Origin of the sequence: Acanthopleuribacter pedis (assembly GCF_017377855.1) — a bacterium.
Lineage (GTDB): Bacteria > Acidobacteriota > Holophagae > Acanthopleuribacterales > Acanthopleuribacteraceae > Acanthopleuribacter > Acanthopleuribacter pedis.
On sequence record NZ_JAFREP010000013.1, the window covers coordinates 85,587 to 103,029 of the forward strand.

9 protein-coding genes are annotated in these 17,443 nt (G+C 56.6%); 6 read left to right on the forward strand and 3 right to left on the reverse strand.

Translation table 11 applies throughout. The features are described 5' to 3' along the window. Nucleotides 1-165 precede the first annotated feature (165 nt). On the forward strand, nucleotides 166-6,681 hold the full coding sequence (locus J3U88_RS14010; RefSeq protein WP_207859488.1) for a type I polyketide synthase: 6,516 nt from the start codon (nucleotides 166-168) through the stop codon (nucleotides 6,679-6,681). 463 nt (nucleotides 6,682-7,144) lie between these two features. After that, a complete protein-coding gene (locus J3U88_RS14015; RefSeq protein ID WP_423842056.1) occupies nucleotides 7,145-8,002 on the forward strand; it encodes a UDP-2,3-diacylglucosamine diphosphatase in 858 nt (285 codons plus the stop codon). 174 nt (nucleotides 8,003-8,176) lie between these two features. Here J3U88_RS14015 and J3U88_RS14020 read toward each other — a convergent pair whose 3' ends face one another. Then, nucleotides 8,177-9,955, reverse strand: a complete 1,779-nt coding sequence (locus tag J3U88_RS14020) for an ABC transporter ATP-binding protein (RefSeq protein WP_207859490.1) — start codon at nucleotides 9,953-9,955, stop codon at nucleotides 8,177-8,179. A 277-nt stretch (nucleotides 9,956-10,232) separates the two neighbouring features. On the opposite strand from J3U88_RS14020, the gene J3U88_RS14025 reads away from it, so the two are divergent. Then, on the forward strand, nucleotides 10,233-11,240 hold the full coding sequence (locus tag J3U88_RS14025) for an NAD(P)H-quinone oxidoreductase (RefSeq protein WP_207859491.1): 1,008 nt from the start codon (nucleotides 10,233-10,235) through the stop codon (nucleotides 11,238-11,240). A 593-nt stretch (nucleotides 11,241-11,833) separates the two neighbouring features. On the opposite strand, the gene J3U88_RS14030 is transcribed toward J3U88_RS14025, so the two are convergent. Next, the gene (locus J3U88_RS14030; RefSeq protein WP_207859492.1) at nucleotides 11,834-12,028 is read right to left on the reverse strand and encodes a hypothetical protein; all 195 of its coding nucleotides are present in this window, start codon (nucleotides 12,026-12,028) and stop codon (nucleotides 11,834-11,836) included. Nucleotides 12,029-12,096: 68 nt separating this feature from the next. Continuing rightward, nucleotides 12,097-13,650, reverse strand: coding sequence for a YifB family Mg chelatase-like AAA ATPase (locus J3U88_RS14035; RefSeq protein ID WP_207859493.1), 1,554 nt, complete (start codon nucleotides 13,648-13,650; stop codon nucleotides 12,097-12,099). A gap of 513 nt (nucleotides 13,651-14,163) precedes the next feature. Here J3U88_RS14035 and trmB point away from each other — a divergent pair. From trmB to J3U88_RS14050, 3 genes are all read left to right on the forward strand, one after another. Next, nucleotides 14,164-14,793: a tRNA (guanosine(46)-N7)-methyltransferase TrmB gene (gene trmB / locus J3U88_RS14040; RefSeq protein WP_207859494.1), complete on the forward strand. Its 630-nt coding sequence runs from the start codon at nucleotides 14,164-14,166 to the stop codon at nucleotides 14,791-14,793. 26 nt (nucleotides 14,794-14,819) lie between these two features. Then, nucleotides 14,820-15,332 carry a 6-pyruvoyl trahydropterin synthase family protein gene (locus J3U88_RS14045; RefSeq protein WP_207859495.1) on the forward strand — a complete coding sequence of 171 codons (513 nt, stop codon included), beginning with the start codon at nucleotides 14,820-14,822 and terminating at the stop codon, nucleotides 15,330-15,332. Nucleotides 15,333-15,631: 299 nt separating this feature from the next. Continuing rightward, complete coding sequence (locus J3U88_RS14050) at nucleotides 15,632-17,305, forward strand: HD family phosphohydrolase (RefSeq protein ID WP_207859496.1); 1,674 nt, start codon at nucleotides 15,632-15,634, stop codon at nucleotides 17,303-17,305. Nucleotides 17,306-17,443 lie beyond the last annotated feature (138 nt).

Below are 17,443 nucleotides of genomic sequence, written 5' to 3' on the forward strand. Positions count from 1 at the left end.
CCCGTTGCGAAGCTTTCACTACCAGCGCCCCACAGGGTTTGGCGCCCTTCGCACCTTTGGGTCGGTGACCCTTGATTGGCCCCTTTGATCCATGCTCCGCTCAGGTTGCCCCCTTTTTTGCGAAATCAACCGAAACCAATGTGTACATGAAACGAGGTCCGAACCATGACAGAACGTGACAACGACGAACGAGACGATCAGGATGCCGGCGGTGAAAATGATATTGCCATTGTGGGTATGGCCTGCCGCTATCCGGGCGCACGCAATATCCATGAGTACTGGCACAACTTAAGTCACGGCATTGAATCGATTCTGCCTCTGAGCGACGAGCAATTGCTGGCCGAGGGCGTTTCGCCCGAAACCCTGAAAATGGCGAATTACGTCAAAGCCTGCGCCGTCCTCCAGGACTTTGAACATTTTGACGCCGAGTTCTTCGGTTTCAGCCCGAAAGAAGCGGCCATCATGGACCCGCAGCACCGCAATTTCCTCGAATGCGCCTGGGAGGCGCTGGAAGACGCGACCCACATGCCCGAGGATTTTGACGGGCAAATCGGTGTCTACGCCGGTTGCGGCATGGGCAGCTATTTCATGTTTAACCTGTTGACCAACCCCGATTTGGTCGACAACGTCGGCATGTTCCTCTTGCGTCACACGGGCAACGACAAGGATTTCCTCGCGACACGGGTTTCCTACTGCTTTAACTTAACCGGACCCAGCATTAACGTCCAAACCGCCTGCTCAACCTCGCTGGTCGCGATGCACAGCGCTTGCCAGGCCTTGCTCAGCGGTGAATGTGACATGGCGCTGGCGGGCGGCGTGACCATCGATATGCCCCACCGCCGCGGTTACCACTATAAAGAAAACGAAATCTTGTCGCCCGACGGTCACTGTCGCGCCTTCGACCACCGTTCCAAAGGGACCGTGTTCGGCAGCGGCGCCGGCGTGGTCGTGCTGCGCCGCCTAGACGACGCCCTCGACGACGGCGACCACATTTATGCGGTAATCAAAGGTTCGGCAATTAACAACGATGGATCCTCGAAGGTGGGTTACCTTGCCCCCAGCGTCGACGGTCAAGCCGCGGCAATTGCCGAGGCCCTCGCGGTTTCCAACCTCGGCGCCGAGGCGGTCTCCTACATCGAATGCCACGGAACCGGCACACCAATGGGCGATCCGATTGAAGTCTCCGCGATGACGCAAGCCTTTCGCACCTCCACCAAAAAGAAGGGTTTCTGCGGCATCGGCTCCGTTAAAACCAACATCGGCCACCTGGACACGGCCGCGGGCGTCGCCAGCTTGCACAAAGTCTGTCTAGCCCTGCAAAACAAACAGCTCCCCCCCAGCCTGAACTGGGAAGCACCCAACCCCGAAATCGATTTTGACAACAGCCCGTTTTACGTCAACCACCAGCTTCAAGACTGGAAAGAAAGTGACGAACCACGCCGTGCGGGCATCAATTCCCTGGGTGTCGGCGGCACCAACGCCTTCGCCATCGTGGAAGAAGCACCGGAACTGGATCCCGCCGACGATTTCGAAGCGCCCTTTTACCTGTTGCCCTGGTCGGCGCGCAACAAAAGCGCGGTCGACGATTGGGGCAAGCGCCTCGCGGCTTGGCTGCGCGACAACCCGGAAACGGACCTCGCCGACGTGGGTTACACACTCGCCGCGGGCCGTAAAAAGTTCGATGTTCGCCGCGTGGTGGCGGTAAAAGATGTTGAAGACGCGATTCAGGTCTTGGAATCGGGCGATACACGCCGCATCTTTACCCACACCGCCGAGTCCGGCACGCCGTCACCGGTGTTCATGTACGCGGGCGGCGGCTGTCAATATCCCCGCATGGCGCGCGACCTGTACGACGCCGAACCCGTCGTCAAAAAACACATCGACCGCGGCCTGAAGCTGCTGGCCAAGTTGGACGGCGTTGATTGGGATCCCCACGATGTCTTTTTCGCGGACCAGGAACGCGACGACGAGATCGACGCGTTACACCAACGTCCCGCGGTCCAACTGCCCCTGATTTTCATCGTACAGTACGCGCTCACACAATATTGGATGGACCAGGGCATCGAACCCAAGGCGCTGATTGGTCACAGCCTCGGCGAAAACACCGCCGCTTGTGTGGCCGGTGTCTTTTCCTTTAAAGATGCGCTCGGTTTGGTCACGCTGCGTGGTCAGTTGTTTGAAACCGTGCCACGCGGCGGCATGATCAGCGTCGGTTTGGCACCGGAACCGCTCAAGGAACTGATGCCGGATACCCTCGACTTGGCGACCATCAACAGTCCCGAATTCTGCGTGGTCAGCGGTCCCGCCGCCGAGTTGGAAGCCTTCCTCAAGGAACTGGAAGGGAAAGAAATCGAAGCGCGTCGCGTGCCCATCGACATCGCGGCCCACTCGCGCATGCTGGAGAACATCCTCAAGCCCTTCGGCGATTACCTGCGTTCCATCAAACTCAACGCACCGAAACTGCCGTTTATTTCCAACCGCAGCGGTACTTGGATCACCGACGAACAAGCAAAAGATCCCGAATACTGGGTCAGCCACCTGCGCGGCACCGTTCACTTTGCCGACGGGGTAACCACCCTGTTGGAAGAAAAAGGACGCGTCTTCCTGGAGGTCGGCCCCGGCCGTACCTTGGTCTCGCTGGTCAAGCAGCATTCCGGGATTTCACCCCAACACAATGTGTTGCATACCTTGCGCCACCCCCGCGATCAAGCCGACGATCGCGCCTTCCTGCTCGCCGCACGCGGTCGCCTGTGGGCCTCCGGTTTGGACATCGACCTCAAGGAACGCTACGGCGACAGTTTCCGCCACCGCCTCTCGTTACCGACCTACGCGTTCCGCCACGCCCGTTACTTTATCGAGCCGGGCAAGATCAAATTGGCCGAGGACGATGCAAGCAAACGTCTGTTTAAGATGAAGCGCCAAGAAGATTGGTACTACCAACCGGTTTGGAAGAAACGCCAGCCGGTACCGCCGATGGAAGAAGAAACCCATACCTGGCTGGTTTTCCGCGACGATGCGGGTTTCGGCGACCGCTTGTGTGAAACCTTGCGCCAACGCGGGCACGAGGTGATCGTGGTCATGGAGGGCGATACCTTCCACAAAATGGACGATCACAAGTACCTGCTGGCGCCGGAACACGGCCAACGCGAATACGAGGAACTGCTGCGTGATTTGGTAAACCACGGCCGTCGTCCCACGCGGATCGCCCATTGCTGGCTGCTAACCGGTGAGGAGACCTACCGTCCTGGATCCAGTTTCTTCCACCGCAACCAGGAACGCGGTTTCTACAGCTTGTTCTTCCTTGCCAAAGCCATGAGCAGCGAAGGCATGACCGGGCCGATGCACCTGGTCGCGTTCACCAACGGCATGTGTCAGGTACAGGGTGAAGCCTTACCCTATCCTGAAAAATCAACCCTGCTCGGTCCCATCAAGGTCATCCCCCATGAATTTCCCGAGGTGACCTGCTCGGTGGTCGATATCGAGTTGCCGCAAGTCCAGCAGATGAGTTTTGGGCGCAAGCGGCCGATTGAGCCGGCCGACCTCGACCGCTTGGGCGAGTTACTCACCGATGAGTTGCTCTCCGAGCCGAGCAACCACGTGTGCGCCTACCGCGGCGGCATGCGCTGGGAGCAGCGTTATGAGGCCAACCAACCACAAAAACTACGCGGCATTGAAGATCGCATCAAAGAAAACGGGGTTTACCTGATCACGGGTGGTCTTGGCGGCCTGGGCCTGGTTTTTGCGGAGTATCTGGCCAACCGCGCCAAGGCCAAGCTGGTCCTGATGAGCCGCACGCCGCTGCCACCCCGCGAGGCGTGGGCCGAATGGCTGGAACGCACGCCGGCCTACCACCGCACCCACCAGCGCATCCTAAAAGTACAGCACTTGGAGCGATTGGGTGCCGAGGTTGAAATCGGCGTGGCGGATGTTACCGACATCGACGCCATGGAAACGGTTCTGCAAAACGCGGAAAAACGCTTTGGCCGTATTAACGGCGTCTTGCACACGGCAGGTGTCTTAAAAGACGACCTGATCCCCATGAAAGATCAATACAGCATTGAGGACGTGTTCACCCCAAAGATTCACGGTACCTTGATGCTGGACCAACTGTTTGCCGATCATCCGCTTGATTTCATGGTTTTGTTCTCCTCGACGTCAAGCGCGGTGGCGCCGGCCGGTCAGATCGACTACGTCGCGGCCAACGCCTTCCTCAACACCTACGCCCAATCGCGCCAACATTTGGAGCAGCGCAACACGGTTTCGGTGAACTGGGGGATCTGGAACGAGGTCGGTATGGCGATGGACAGCGCCAACCGCATGGCCGGCCAGGACGACGGCAACCAAGATATCGCGCCGTGTAAGCACCCCCTGTTCGAGACCCGTGCAACGGACGAACGCGGGCTTACCACAATTACAGCAACCTACAGCAACAAGAAACAGTGGGTCCTCGACCAGCACCGTACGCTTAGCGGGCATGCGATTCTGGTCGGTACCGCCTATCTGGAAATGGCGCGCGCGGCCCTGGTGGAACGTGGGGAAACACGCCGTTACGAAATCAACGATCTCTACTTCTTCCGGCCGTTTTATGTACCGGACGACGAGGACAAAGACATGCGTCTGCGGCTCAACCCGGAGGAAGATGAGTTCGCGCTGGACATTCAGAGTAAGCGGGTGTTTGACGACGGTCGCGTGGGTTGGGAAACCCACATGCAAGCGCGTTTGATCCCACACAATCCCCAAAAACAGCAGCCGGTTGACATCAAAGGTTTGCGCGAGCGCTGCAACCTCGATCACGAGGCAGACGAAAACGGAATCCGTACGGGGCAGGAACGCTTCATGAACTTCGGTCCGCGCTGGCGCGTCTTGCAGGAAGCCTGGTTCGGCGAAAATGAAGCCTTGGGCCGGTTGGAACTGCCCAAGGCATTCGCCGAAGAACAGGCCGATTACCAACAGCACCCGGCGCTGCTCGACTTGGCGACGGGTTTTGCCATGAACTTGATCGAAGGTTATAAGGGCACCCATCAGTTGTGGGTTCCGGTGAACTACCGCAGCGTGCGGTTCTTCGGGCCGCTTCCACGCAAGATCTACAGTTGGGTTCGCAACCACGGCATCAACAAGGCCGAACACGAAACGGCGACTTTCGACATCACGCTCTGCGATGAAGACGGCAAGGTACTGTTTATCGCCGAGGCCTTCAGCATTAAACGCCTGGAAGGTGGTCCCGATTTCGCGGTTGCCAAGCCGCCCTCTTCCTCCGAATTGGAATTCGAATCGCAAACCGACGACGAAGGCCAACGCCAGCTTTCACCCGCCGAGAAGCTGTTCCGCCACAACTTGAGCCAAGGTATTCTCCCCGAGGAAGGCACCAACGCCTTGGGTCATATTTTGGCGGCGGAACCCACCGCGCAGGTGATCTTCAGTTCGCTGGACTTGCTCCAGCTCATTGATCAAACCGCGGTGGCGGCCTTGCAGCAGGAAGAAGAAGACGAAGGCGCCAAGTTCGAGCGTCCCGAGCTTGACAGCGAGTTTGTAGCGCCGCGCGACGACATCGAAAAAACGCTTGCCGGGATTTGGGCCGAATTGCTCGGGGTCCAAGACATCGGCATCAAGGACAGCTTCTTCGATTTGGGTGGTCACTCGCTGATCGCGGTTCGCCTGTTCGCCAAAATCAAGAAGGCGTACCAGGTGGAGTACCCCATCTCGGTTCTGTTTGAAGCGCCCACGATTGAGGCCTGTGCCGACTTGATTCGCGAGGTGGTCGGCGATGCCGATGCCGCGAGCGAGGAAGGCGAGGAGAAACCAGCCGAAGCCGCCGCCAAGAAACGCCGCTACAAGCACCTGGTCGCCATGCACCAGGGTCGCGGCGGCACGCGCACCCCATTTTTCTTGGTTGCCGGGATGTTCGGCAACGTCTTGAACCTGCGCCAGCTGGCACACCTGATCGGCGTGGATCGCAAGTTCTTCGGGCTCCAGGCACGTGGGCTGTACGGTGACGACAAGCCCCACGAGACCTTCGAAGAGATGGCACGCGATTACCTGGAGGAAATCCGAACGGTTCAGCCTCACGGTCCTTACATGTTGGGCGGCTTCTCGGGCGGCGGCATTACCGCCTACGAAATGGCGCAGCAGCTTAGGGCCGAGGGCGAGGACGTCAGTTTGCTGGTGATGTTGGATACCCCAATCCCACAACGCCCGCACCTTTCGAAGATTGACCGCGGCAAGATCCACCTGCTCAACTTCCAACGGCAGGGTTTTTCGTATATGAAGGAATGGGCTGAGGCCCGTTACGCGTGGGAAGTGAAGAAACGGGAGAAAGCCGACCAAGAAACGGAAGAACCGGTTGTGGAAGAACCGCAAAGCGAAGTTTCCTTCCAGAGCCAGGAGATCGAAGCAGCCTTCTACCGCGCCTTGGATCGCTACGACCTGAAGAACTACGACGGAACGGTAAAACTGTTCCGGCCCAAGTTGGACAAGCACTACAAGGTCGGTAGCGAGCGATTTGTGAGTAGCGAATACGAGTATGTCTACGAGGACAACCAGTGGACGCCGTTCGTGAAGCAGCTTGATGTCTTCCAGGTTCCGGGTAACCACGACAGCATGGTGCTGGAACCGGCGGTGCGCATTATGGCCAACAAGCTGCGTCGTTGCATCGACGAAGCCGAGGGCCGAACCACCTACTAACCCTGATATTCACCATCCTTTCGAAAGGCCCTCGCATCCACGGGGGCCTTTTTTAATCGGTGCGACCGGCCGTGTCGGGGGAAAAGCCGGGGTTCAACAACCAATACCTCACGGTGGTCCCATCCATTTCTCACATGCCCTCGCTATGATTTAAAGTTACCAACACACCTTATGTCAGTATGATTAGAAATGACAACATAGCTATTCATAATTTCACCAGAATATATAAAATCGCCACGATCTCTTTCTCGCATATTATCGACAAGCGCGTCATAAAACGCTGACAGGGCCTTCACCCCCGCTTCACAGCTCAAGCTTATGCTCAATGGGGAGATCAGGTTTCCCAAGGGTTTATCCCCAAAAGAACCTGCGTTCTCGATCCCTTCCGTGAGATGGAACCATGAATGCAATTGCGGTAGCGCTACAAAAGTTGGTCACCTTCCAAACGTCTGATTCTTTTTCAATGGATACCCATCCACCCGCCACGCGGGTCATCGACCGAGAACCGGTTGCACAGCAAGGCGAAGAACCCCACGAAAAGAAACGCTATCGCACCATTTGGATTTCGGACATCCACCTTGGCACACCCGGTTGCAAGGCCGAATATTTACTCGATTTTCTGCGTTGGAATGAATCGGACACCCTGTTTTTGGTCGGTGACATCATCGACGGTTGGAAGCTAAAAAAGTCGTGGTACTGGCACCAAACCCACAACGATGTGGTCCAGAAGATTTTGCGCAAAGCGCGCAAGGGTACCCAAGTCATTTACGTTCCCGGTAACCACGACGAGTTTGCGCGCGAATACACCAGCCTCAAATTTGGCGAGGTGGCGGTCGAGCGCCAGTATGTCCACACCTTGGCCGACGGCCGCCGTTTCCTGGTGCTGCACGGTGATGAGTTCGACGGTGTGGTCAAGTACGCCAAATGGCTGGCACTGCTCGGCGACTGGGCCTACACCTTGGCCCTCGACCTCAACACGGTGTTCAACCGGCTTCGGGCCTGGTTGGGTCTCCCCTACTGGTCCCTCAGTGCCTATCTGAAGCATCGCGTTAAAAACGCGGTCGCTTTTATCGCGCAATTCGAGGAAGCCGTCGCCTCGGAAGCCAAGAAGCAAGGGGTCGACGGTGTGGTTTGCGGCCACATCCACCATCCCGAAATCCGTGATATCGACGGCGTGCTCTACTGCAACGACGGTGACTGGGTCGAAAGTTGCTCCGCGCTGGTCGAGGACGACCAAGGCAACCTGAGCATTGTCACCTGGACGCAAATCGACCACCAGCACAACCAAAAGAAAAAAGAAGAGGTCGCCGTTTCGGTCTAACCCACTCTTTTCACAAGATATTCAGCGGCAAAACGGAGAAAAAAGGGCCTGGCCATTTAACATTGCCCGCCCCAAAACTTTTTTAAAATCGGGCACGTTCGAAGCAAGGACATCATGCTCATGTCCCGAGAAATACCGAATACCAAGGTGCCTCCCGGCAGAGAACCATTCACATTATTCTTTTAGGAATTGACGCTCAACCAGCCTGCGGTACAAGCCCGCTTCTTTCTCCATGAGTTCCTCGTGGCTTCCCGTTTCACGAATAGACCCATCCTCCAAAACCACGACACGATCCGCATCGCGAACGGTAGAAAGGCGGTGGGCAATAATCAGCGTTGTTCGGCCCTTCATCAAACGTTCCAAGGCCTGCTTGACCAAAAACTCACTTTCGGCGTCAAGGGCACTGGTCGCCTCGTCAAAAATCAACATTTTCGGGTTCTTAAGGAGCGCACGCGCGATGGCAACCCGTTGTTTTTGCCCGCCACTCAAACGAACCCCGCGCTCACCAACCTCCGTACCGTAACCCTCCGGGAATTTGGTAATGAATTCATGGGCATTGGCCATCTGGGCCGCGTGTTCCACCGCCGCTTGGTCGCTTTGACCGACCCCGTAAGCGATGTTTTCAGCCACGGAACGCGAAAACAGAACCGGTTCCTGAGGAACAATGCCGATTTGGGAACGCAACCAACTGGGGTCACATTCCCGTAAATCACGGTTGTCCAGTAGAATACGGCCCGCGCTCACATCGTAAAAACGCGGAACCAAAGAAGCAATGGTTGATTTGCCGCTCCCCGAGGGCCCTACCAACGCGATCACTTCCCCAGGCCGCACTTCGAGGTTGATATCGCGCAGCGCGGCCACATCCGGTCGGGTTGGATAAGAAAAATGAACCTGCTCAAAGCGCACCCCGCCTTTTAGGTCCGCGATTTCGGCGCCCTGGTCCAAGGGCATGGCCGGGTTTCGATCCAAAATCTCGAAAATCCGTTCCGCGGCGCCCGAAGCACGCATGAAATCAGCCCAAAGACCGGCAAGCGAGGCCAACGAAACCGCCACAATCAGGGTGTACAACAGGAAAGAGGTCAAATCACCCACCGTCATTTCACCGCGATCCACCAGCATGGCTCCGAACCAAAGTACCAAGGACGTTACCCCGTAAGCGGCGAACGAGATCACGGCTTGAAAGAGCGACATCGTCCGTGTCCGCGTACGCATGGCACGAAACGCCTCAAAAACGCCGGCCCCGTAGCGTTCACCCTCGACCTTTTCACGGGCAAAAGCCCGAACGGTGCGAATCCCGGACAAGGTTTCCTCGGCAATTTCGCCCGCCTTGGCCAAGGCATCCTGGACCTTCACACTGAGTTTGCGAATCTGCCGGCCGAAGAACACGCCGCCGATGGATACCGGCGGCACCACCAACAACATAACAATCGTTAATTTCCAGGAGGTAATCGCCAACAAAACGATGCCGCCCAGCGCACTGGCCAAACCACGCAATCCCATGGACACATTAACACTCACCGTGTTTTGTAACACGGTGGTATCCGACGCCAATCGACTCATGAGTTCACCGGTTTTTCGCTCGTCAAAGAAACCTATTTCTTGGGCCAACAAACGTTGGTAGGTGCGTTCCTGCAGCTCGGTCACGATTCGGTAACCGACGATGGTAAATAGGTAATGACGAAACCCAACCGCCACGGCCTGTAGCGCAAAAACACCCGCCAACACGAACACGGCTTGGTTTACCGCCCCCATCCCTTCCGCCATGGAACGGTCCACCATGGTCGCGATAACCTTGGGATAGTAGAGTCCGAGGCTGCTACCCACGGCGAGGCAAGCCGTTGCCGCGAGCAAGACGCGCCAGTGGGGTCGCGCCAAAGCGAACATTTTCGAATAGGCTTCTTTGAAACTCAGGGTTTGCGTTTTTGGGGCGACATTATTTTGATCTTCTGTCATAAAGGTCTCGCTTATGAATTGAGTGAACGTCTTACCGATGAATGTTCTGATATCCCTGGTTCGAACCGAAAAAGCAGCTAACGATACGTGCTCTCCGCACCTTCCTCGCCATCACCGCGGGCAAAACGCCAAATGCAAGCAAAGGCTGCGTTTGGCCGTCTCCGATTGAGGCCAAGCTTAACACCCCCAGGGAAACGGAACAGGCACGATTCAGAATTCCAACCGAAAAGAACCGACCTCCGCTTCCCATCACCACGATCCAAACTGGAGCAAAACCATGAACGTTGTTTTTGTGAACCCGGACCATCCCGAACAACCGCTAACCCTAACGGAGCAACCCGACCCGCGGCCAGGACCGACCCAAATCGTTGTTGATGTAAAAGCAGCCGGGGTGAATCGTGCCGACCTTTTGCAAAGGCGCGGTCTTTATCCCCCACCCCCGGACGAATCCGACATTCTTGGATTGGAAATTGCCGGGGACGTTTTGGCCGTCGGCGAAAAAGTCCATGATTTCAGAATTGGCGAGCGGGTTTTTGGTTTGGTTGCCGGCGGTGGTTACGCCGAGCAATGTTTGCTGGACCACCGTTTGGCCCACCGAATTCCCGATGATCGCTCCTACGTGTGGGCGGCGGCCCTGTGTGAAATCGGTTATACCGCCAACGAGAATCTGTTCCACCACGGTCGTTTACAGACGGGCGAATCGGTTCTGATCCATGCCGGCGCAAGTGGGGTCGGGTCGGCGGCCGTCCGCATGGCAGCCTTGCGAGATTGCCGGGTGCTGACCACGACCAGTACCGAAACCAAACAAGCCTTTTGCCGAACCTTGGGCGCGGAAACCGTGATTCCCTACAAGACCCGATCCTTTGTGGAGGTGGTCCGCGCCGCGGGGGGTGTTGACGTGATCCTTGATTTCGTTGGCGCCGCCTACCTCTCGGATAACCTCAAATCGCTGAAACAAGGCGGGCGTTTGGTCGTGGTCGGCTTATTGGGTGGGCGCAAAGGGGAACTCGACCTATCTCTGGTTTTACGCAAAAACCTCAGCATAACCGGCTCAGTGCTTCGGGCCCGAACCCTGGCGGAGAAGATCGCGGTCAAAGGGCGGTTTTGTGCCGGTTGGCAAGAGGCAATCGACAATGACGACTTCCGCCCTCACGTTTTCCAGACCTTTCCCTTATCACAAGCAGAAGCAGCCCATGCGTGCATGCGCGACAACCAACATCACGGCAAAATCGTACTGACCCGTGACGAATCACCACCTTCACCCCAAGCGCCGGACCGAAACTGAACGCTTGCGAGAACAAAACGGCCCCAACGGCTTGAACGGAACAGTCATCCCGAACAGCAGTGTCATACCAGGCGTCAAGCCACGCTTGACGCCGGCGTGGCGAAAAACGCGTGAGCGCCTTGGCCGACCCGGGTTCTCGCGCACGACCACCGTTTTCAGTTGATCGCTCTTCCAAGCCGCACTTGAGACCGGGGGTTAACCCACATTTCTCACAAGGAATTCTGCCGCGAGGCAACCCATGCGATTACGAGGGTTTTCCTTCCGCGGGGCGGCCATCCGCCTTCGCCTCAGCTGCTACGCCGATAGGTCGGACCCGCGAATGGTCGGCCCCCTGTGCCGTTTCTCAGTCGTAACCATTGTACTCACAGGGATTTCAAAGCCTCGCAACGAATCCTTGCGAGAACGGCGGGCTAGGCTCAGCCGTGCTTCGACGAAGTTAACGGGGTAATCAGAAGGGCTTCAATCTCGCGGCAGAACCCTTCTGAGAACCGCGGTCAAGGTCGCCCCCTACAGGAAACTTCGTCCACACGGCAGCTTGTGCGCCTGGCAATGGTGATGGGTGAAGGATGCAGCCGAAGCCGTCAAACCACCACTTACCGTTCGAACAAGGTCCCCTCGTCCATATCCTCGAGCGGCCACATAAAAGAAGGTGGGTCTATTTCAACCTGCTCCAGGAATGAGAAGTGTTCGGGCACGGAATTCATGACCGGCCGAAGGCGCTTCTTTTTCCGTGGTTTTTTGTCCACGGAAACGGGGAGATGGATCTGGGGTCTTTGGAAGCATTGCATGACATTCCTCCTCATGCAGTGGGACGTGGAAACCAAATCGGTCTCCAAGGTTGAAGAACGATTTGGGTTTAACCAACGGCGGGTGAGGAACCTTGTAGACTGAAGACATCTTGCTCGCAATCGAAGCGCCGATAGGCAATCGCTTCCAGAAGATGTTCATGCTGAATGTCGTCAAAGCCCCCAAGGTCGGCAATGGTGCGTGCCACTCGCAGAACCTTGGCGTAACCCCGGGTGGTAAAACCCAAGGCTTCCAAGCGCTGTTCCAACATTTCAGCCACGGCAACCGGAACGCGACAGAAGCGGCACAGTTCCGCCGGGCTCATGTTGCCGTTGGTGGTGGTAGCACAACCGAAACGCTTCATTTGCCGTCGTCGCGCCGCAACCACCCGTTTTCGGATGACTTTGCTGGATTCGGAGGGCGGCAGGCGCCGAATCTCTCGAATGGGTAGGGATTGAACCTCGATTTGAAGATCGATGCGATCCATGAGTGGACCGGACAAGCGGTGACGGTAGGTTTTCACCTTGTCCGGGGTACAAACACAGCGGCGACGCGGGTCTCCTTTCCATCCACAGGGGCAGGCGTTCATCGCGGCCACCAGCATAAAATCGGCCGGATAGGTCATGCGATGGGCGGCCCGACTGATGGTCACAATCCCGTCTTCCAGGGGTTGGCGCAGCGTTTCCAGAACGGGACGCGGAAATTCCGGCAGTTCATCCAGAAACAGCACACCGCGATGGGCCAAGGTCACCTCACCGGCTTTCGCCTTGGGCCCGCCGCCAATGACGGCCGGTGGGGAAGCGGTATGGTGGGGCGCCCGAAAGGGGCGACGCAACAAAGCGCCTTGAAAACCTTCCTCTTTAGAAGATCCATGAATGCGAGTAACCTCCAGCATTTCGGTTTCACTCATGGGCGGTAAAATGGAAGGCACCCGTTTACTCAGCATGGACTTCCCGGAACCCGGCGGCCCATAAAAAAGAAGGTTATGGGCACCGGCCGCGGCGATTTCCAAGGCCCGTTTGGCCAGGGTTTGGCCTTTGACATCGGCAAGATCGAGACAGGCCGACTGTTGGTTGGGCGCGGGCGCGGCCGCCACGCTGGGTTTGATGGTATCTCGACCGCGAAGGAACCGAACCAAGCTCGGTAAATCCTCCACTTCCAGCACATCGAGTTCACGGATCAAGGCCGCCTCGGGTCCGTTACCGATGGGCACAAACAGACGCCGCCCACCCCGCTGTCGGGCACACTCACCCACGGAAAGAACCGACCGTAGGGGTCGCAGCCGTCCATCAAGCGCCAACTCGCCGACAAACCAGCAGCATGCCACGGCATCGCTTGGAATGACACCCATGGCAACCAGAATGCCGACGGCCATCGGCAGGTCGTAGGCCGTACCTTCTTTGCGAAGATCGGCAGGCGACAGGTTAATGACAATTTCATTGTTGTGAAGCGCAAAACCGCTGTTATTGATGGCAGGAATAAGGCGGTCTTTCGATTCACGGGTTGCAGCGTCGGGCAAACCGACGATGCTTACTTTAAGCGCGCCCTTGCGGACGTCTACTTCAACACAAATAGGTACTGCCTGAACGCCGTGGGGCGCCGCACTGGCAACATGACTGATCATTTGTCCTCCTCGGGTAGAGGAGAACTCGGTGGTTTGGTAACGACAATCTACCATGGTTTTTTAGGGCGTCAAAAAGTTTTTATGTAAAAAAATCATTCCAGCAAACCCTGGCAGATCAACGCTTTAGAACAAAGTTCATTCGAAAGGGGTTAGCGCTAAGGTGAGCGATTCTTGGCGGCGCGCTCAGGCATCCTGCAGAAACAATGCACGCCGTCGGTTCCAAGTAGGCGTCGTGCGCGAACCCGGTCCGCTTTTCCCAACAGATTTCGCTCCCGACCCGGGCGCGTCCTGCGCCGAACCTTTCGCGATTGCATCCACCCGTATCGCGCGCTTTCGGTTAGAGAAGATGTGACTGGGTTTGGGTGCAGACAGGTTGGACGGCCTGGTGTCGTCTGTTTCGAATCCGCCGAAGCAACACTTTCCTTTTGAATCGGCCTCTTGTATGCTATTGCGCTTGAGCCGCGGGCGAGCTCGCTTACCCGCAACACCTATTGTTCGTTTTCGGAGCCCACCGTGTCAGATGTATTTCTTCCCAAGGATCAGCGTGTCAGTCGTGAGTTGGTCCTTGAACAGCAGCAAGCGCCCCTGAATCTCAAGGATCTCTTCGGCAACGAGAACCCGGTCGAATTAGAGATTGGGATCGGCAAAGGTCTGTTCATCACGCGTTCCGGGGTTAACCATCCCGATACCAACTGGATCGGCATCGAAATTCGCCGCAAGTATCTCAATATGGCACGAGAGCGCGTGGAAAAACGGCCGCTTGGCAATGTTCGCCTGATTTGTGGCGAAGCGCTTGGTTTTCTCGAAGAATACCTCCCCGACAACAGCCTCTCGGTGATTCACGTTTATTATCCAGACCCGTGGCCAAAGAAACGCCACCACAAGCGACGTTTGTTCGGTGAGGCGTTTATGGCGCAAGTCCACCGCGTACTCAAGCCGGGCGGACATTTGCTAATCGCCACGGATCACTTGGGTTACTGGGAACACATTCAAGAAGTGCTGCAAGCACAAACCTACCTGGACCCGGCCGAACGGCTTCCCGAGGACCCGGATGGCGCAACCGGTTTAACCAACTTCGCGATTAAGTATCAAGCAGAGGGTCGCCAAAGTTACCGCACGGGGTATCGCAAACCCGAGGCCTGATCCATTGCCCCAGAAAAGGACCCGTCATGCAGGTGTTTGAAGCAGAATTTGCCAAAGATCGCCAAAAATTCTCCGCCGCCCATTTCACGATCTTCGAGGACGGCTCGGTTGAGCGCCTTCACGGACATAACTATCGTGTGAAGGTCACCTTTACCGCGGCGCTGGGTGAGCTGGGTCTGATGTTCCCCTTTCATCAAGCAAAAGCTCTGATCAAAGCGCTGTGCGACGCTTGGGACGAACGGGTGATCGTACCAACGGCCTGTCCCTGGCTCGACGTGGACCAATCCCAAAAAGGCCAAGTCGGGCTCCATTTGAAAACCCCACGCGTGGAAAAGGTTTACAGTTTCCCGCTGGAGGACACGCTCCTGCTGCCCATCAACAATGTGAGCTGTGAAAACCTGGTCGCGGTTTTTGCCGAAGCTTTGGCGCGGCGATGCGAAGAAGACGAACTCAACTACCAAAGCATGACGGTCGCCATCGGTGAAAGCGACGGCCAAGATATTCGCATGACGCTGCAGAAGCCGGCAGCGACGAAGTAATCAAACAAGGTCAGGGCACCGCCATGGGCCCCCGCACAACCAAAAAATCAGGACCTCGGGATCGCTAACTAAAAATGTGCGCCTCCTGGAGGCGAAGATGAGACCGGCCACTTGTCGAACAGCCTTGATCGCGATAAGATGCGGTTACACCACTTCTCAGATTCCTGTTCACTCGATCCATGGGAGAAGGCAACGCTACCGAATCGTTCTGATCTCGGTAGGTCACCCCTAACTCCGGCGACGCGCGAAACATTCAGCACGCATTTGTTCAGAAGGAGAACGGCCCGATGGATGCTGAGATGAAACGGCGAATAGAGCGGCTTGAATTTCTCCATAAAGTCGCAATCGAACTTTCTGCTGAAAAAGACATGGACCGCTTGGTCGAAATCATTCTGGATAAAGCCAAACACCTCTGTAACGCCGACGCGGGTACCCTTTACCTGCGAACGGACGACGACCATTTACGCTTTGCGATCATGCGTACCAAAAGTCTTCAAATCGAGTTAGGTGGAACCACGGGGAAACGCATCAACCTGCCGCCACTGCCCCTTTACGACGTCACCACGGGCAAGCCGAACCACCACAACATCGCCACCTATTCGGCGCTCGAAACCAAGTCCATAAACATTCCCAACGCCTACAGCCACCAAGGCTTCGATTTTTCCGGCACCAAATCATTTGATTTACGCAACGGCTACCGTTCTACCTCGTTTCTGTGCATCCCCCTGGTCAATTACCAAAGCCGGGTGGTCGGCGTATTACAACTGATCAACGCCATGGATCCCCAAACCCATGCGGTGATCCCTTTTACCGACGATCTACAAGAATTCGTGGAAACCCTTGCCTACCAGGCGGCCATCGCACTCGACAACAACCTGCTCCTCCAAGAACAAAAACAGTTGATGGAAAGTTTCATCAAGCTGCTGGCGGCGGCAATCGACGCCAAGTCACCCTATACGGGCGGCCACTGTGAGCGGGTTCCCGTGGTCACGGAATTGCTCGCCAAGGCGGCCTGTGAATGCAGCGAGGGACCCCTCGCCGACTTTGACATGGATGACGCCGATTGGTACGAGTTGCGGATCGCGGCCTGGATGCACGACTGCGGAAAAGTCACCACCCCGGTCCACATCATGGATAAAGCAACCAAACTTGAAACCATCTATGACCGCATCACCTTGGTCCAATCTCGCTTTGAAATCCTCAAACGCGATCGTGAGATTGAGATGTTGCGCGCGGTGATGCAGGAACCGGATCGGCGCGCGGAGCTGGAAGAAGGTTACCAAGCTGAAATCGCCCAACTCGATGAAGAGTTCGCATTTCTCAAAAACGCCAACACGGGTGGCGAGTATCTGGCCCCAGAAGTGCAACAACGCATCCGCGAAATCGGCATGCGCCGCTACCACGAAAACGGCGCCGAACGCTTCCTGTTAAGCGAGGAAGAAATCGCCAACCTAAGCATTGCCAAGGGCACACTCACACCGGAAGAACGCATCATCATCAACGGTCACATGGTGCAAACGATCAAAATGCTGGAAGCACTCCCCTGGCCGCGCAACCTCAGCCGTGTCCCCGAAATCGCGGGCGGACACCACGAGAAAATGGACGGCACGGGTTACCCCAAGGGCCTCTTCGCGGGCGACATGTCCACCCCCGCCCGCATTATGGCGATTGCGGATGTCTTCGAAGCCCTCACCGCCCAAGACCGCCCCTACAAAAAAGGTAAAACCCTGTCGGAAACCATGCGCATTATGGGTTTCATGAAACAGGACAACCACCTCGACCCCGACCTGCTCGACTTGTTCGTGCGCAGCGGTGTCTACCGCGTCTACGGCGAGAAGTTCCTGCCCGAGGAACTCATCGACCACGTGGACGAGGAAGCCTTATTGGCCATGAAACCCAAACCCTTTGAGGTACCGGCCAAAGAAGAACGGGACAAACGTTGGCGCGATTTCCTACCACACTACCGGTTTTAGACACGCCACGGACACCTCGCCCCCTGGTTTGCAAACAAGCGGAACAAGAGACAGAACGCACCAGCGTTAACCCAAAACGTGATCCCCTTCCCTTTTCAGTTGGCACGATGAATCGATGGGATGCGAGCAACAAGACGG

Bases quoted from the DNA above. Each gene is read 5' to 3' on its own strand.
- J3U88_RS14010 (WP_207859488.1), top strand. From the start codon at position 166: ATGACAGAACGTGACAACGACGAACGAGACGATCAGGATGCCGGCGGT.
- J3U88_RS14015 (WP_423842056.1), top strand. From the start codon at position 7,145: ATGGATACCCATCCACCCGCCACGCGGGTCATCGACCGAGAACCGGTT.
- J3U88_RS14020 (WP_207859490.1), bottom strand. From the start codon at position 9,955: ATGACAGAAGATCAAAATAATGTCGCCCCAAAAACGCAAACCCTGAGT.
- J3U88_RS14025 (WP_207859491.1), top strand. From the start codon at position 10,233: ATGAACGTTGTTTTTGTGAACCCGGACCATCCCGAACAACCGCTAACC.
- J3U88_RS14030 (WP_207859492.1), bottom strand. From the start codon at position 12,028: ATGCAATGCTTCCAAAGACCCCAGATCCATCTCCCCGTTTCCGTGGAC.
- J3U88_RS14035 (WP_207859493.1), bottom strand. From the start codon at position 13,650: ATGATCAGTCATGTTGCCAGTGCGGCGCCCCACGGCGTTCAGGCAGTA.
- J3U88_RS14045 (WP_207859495.1), top strand. From the start codon at position 14,820: ATGCAGGTGTTTGAAGCAGAATTTGCCAAAGATCGCCAAAAATTCTCC.
- J3U88_RS14050 (WP_207859496.1), top strand. From the start codon at position 15,632: ATGAAACGGCGAATAGAGCGGCTTGAATTTCTCCATAAAGTCGCAATC.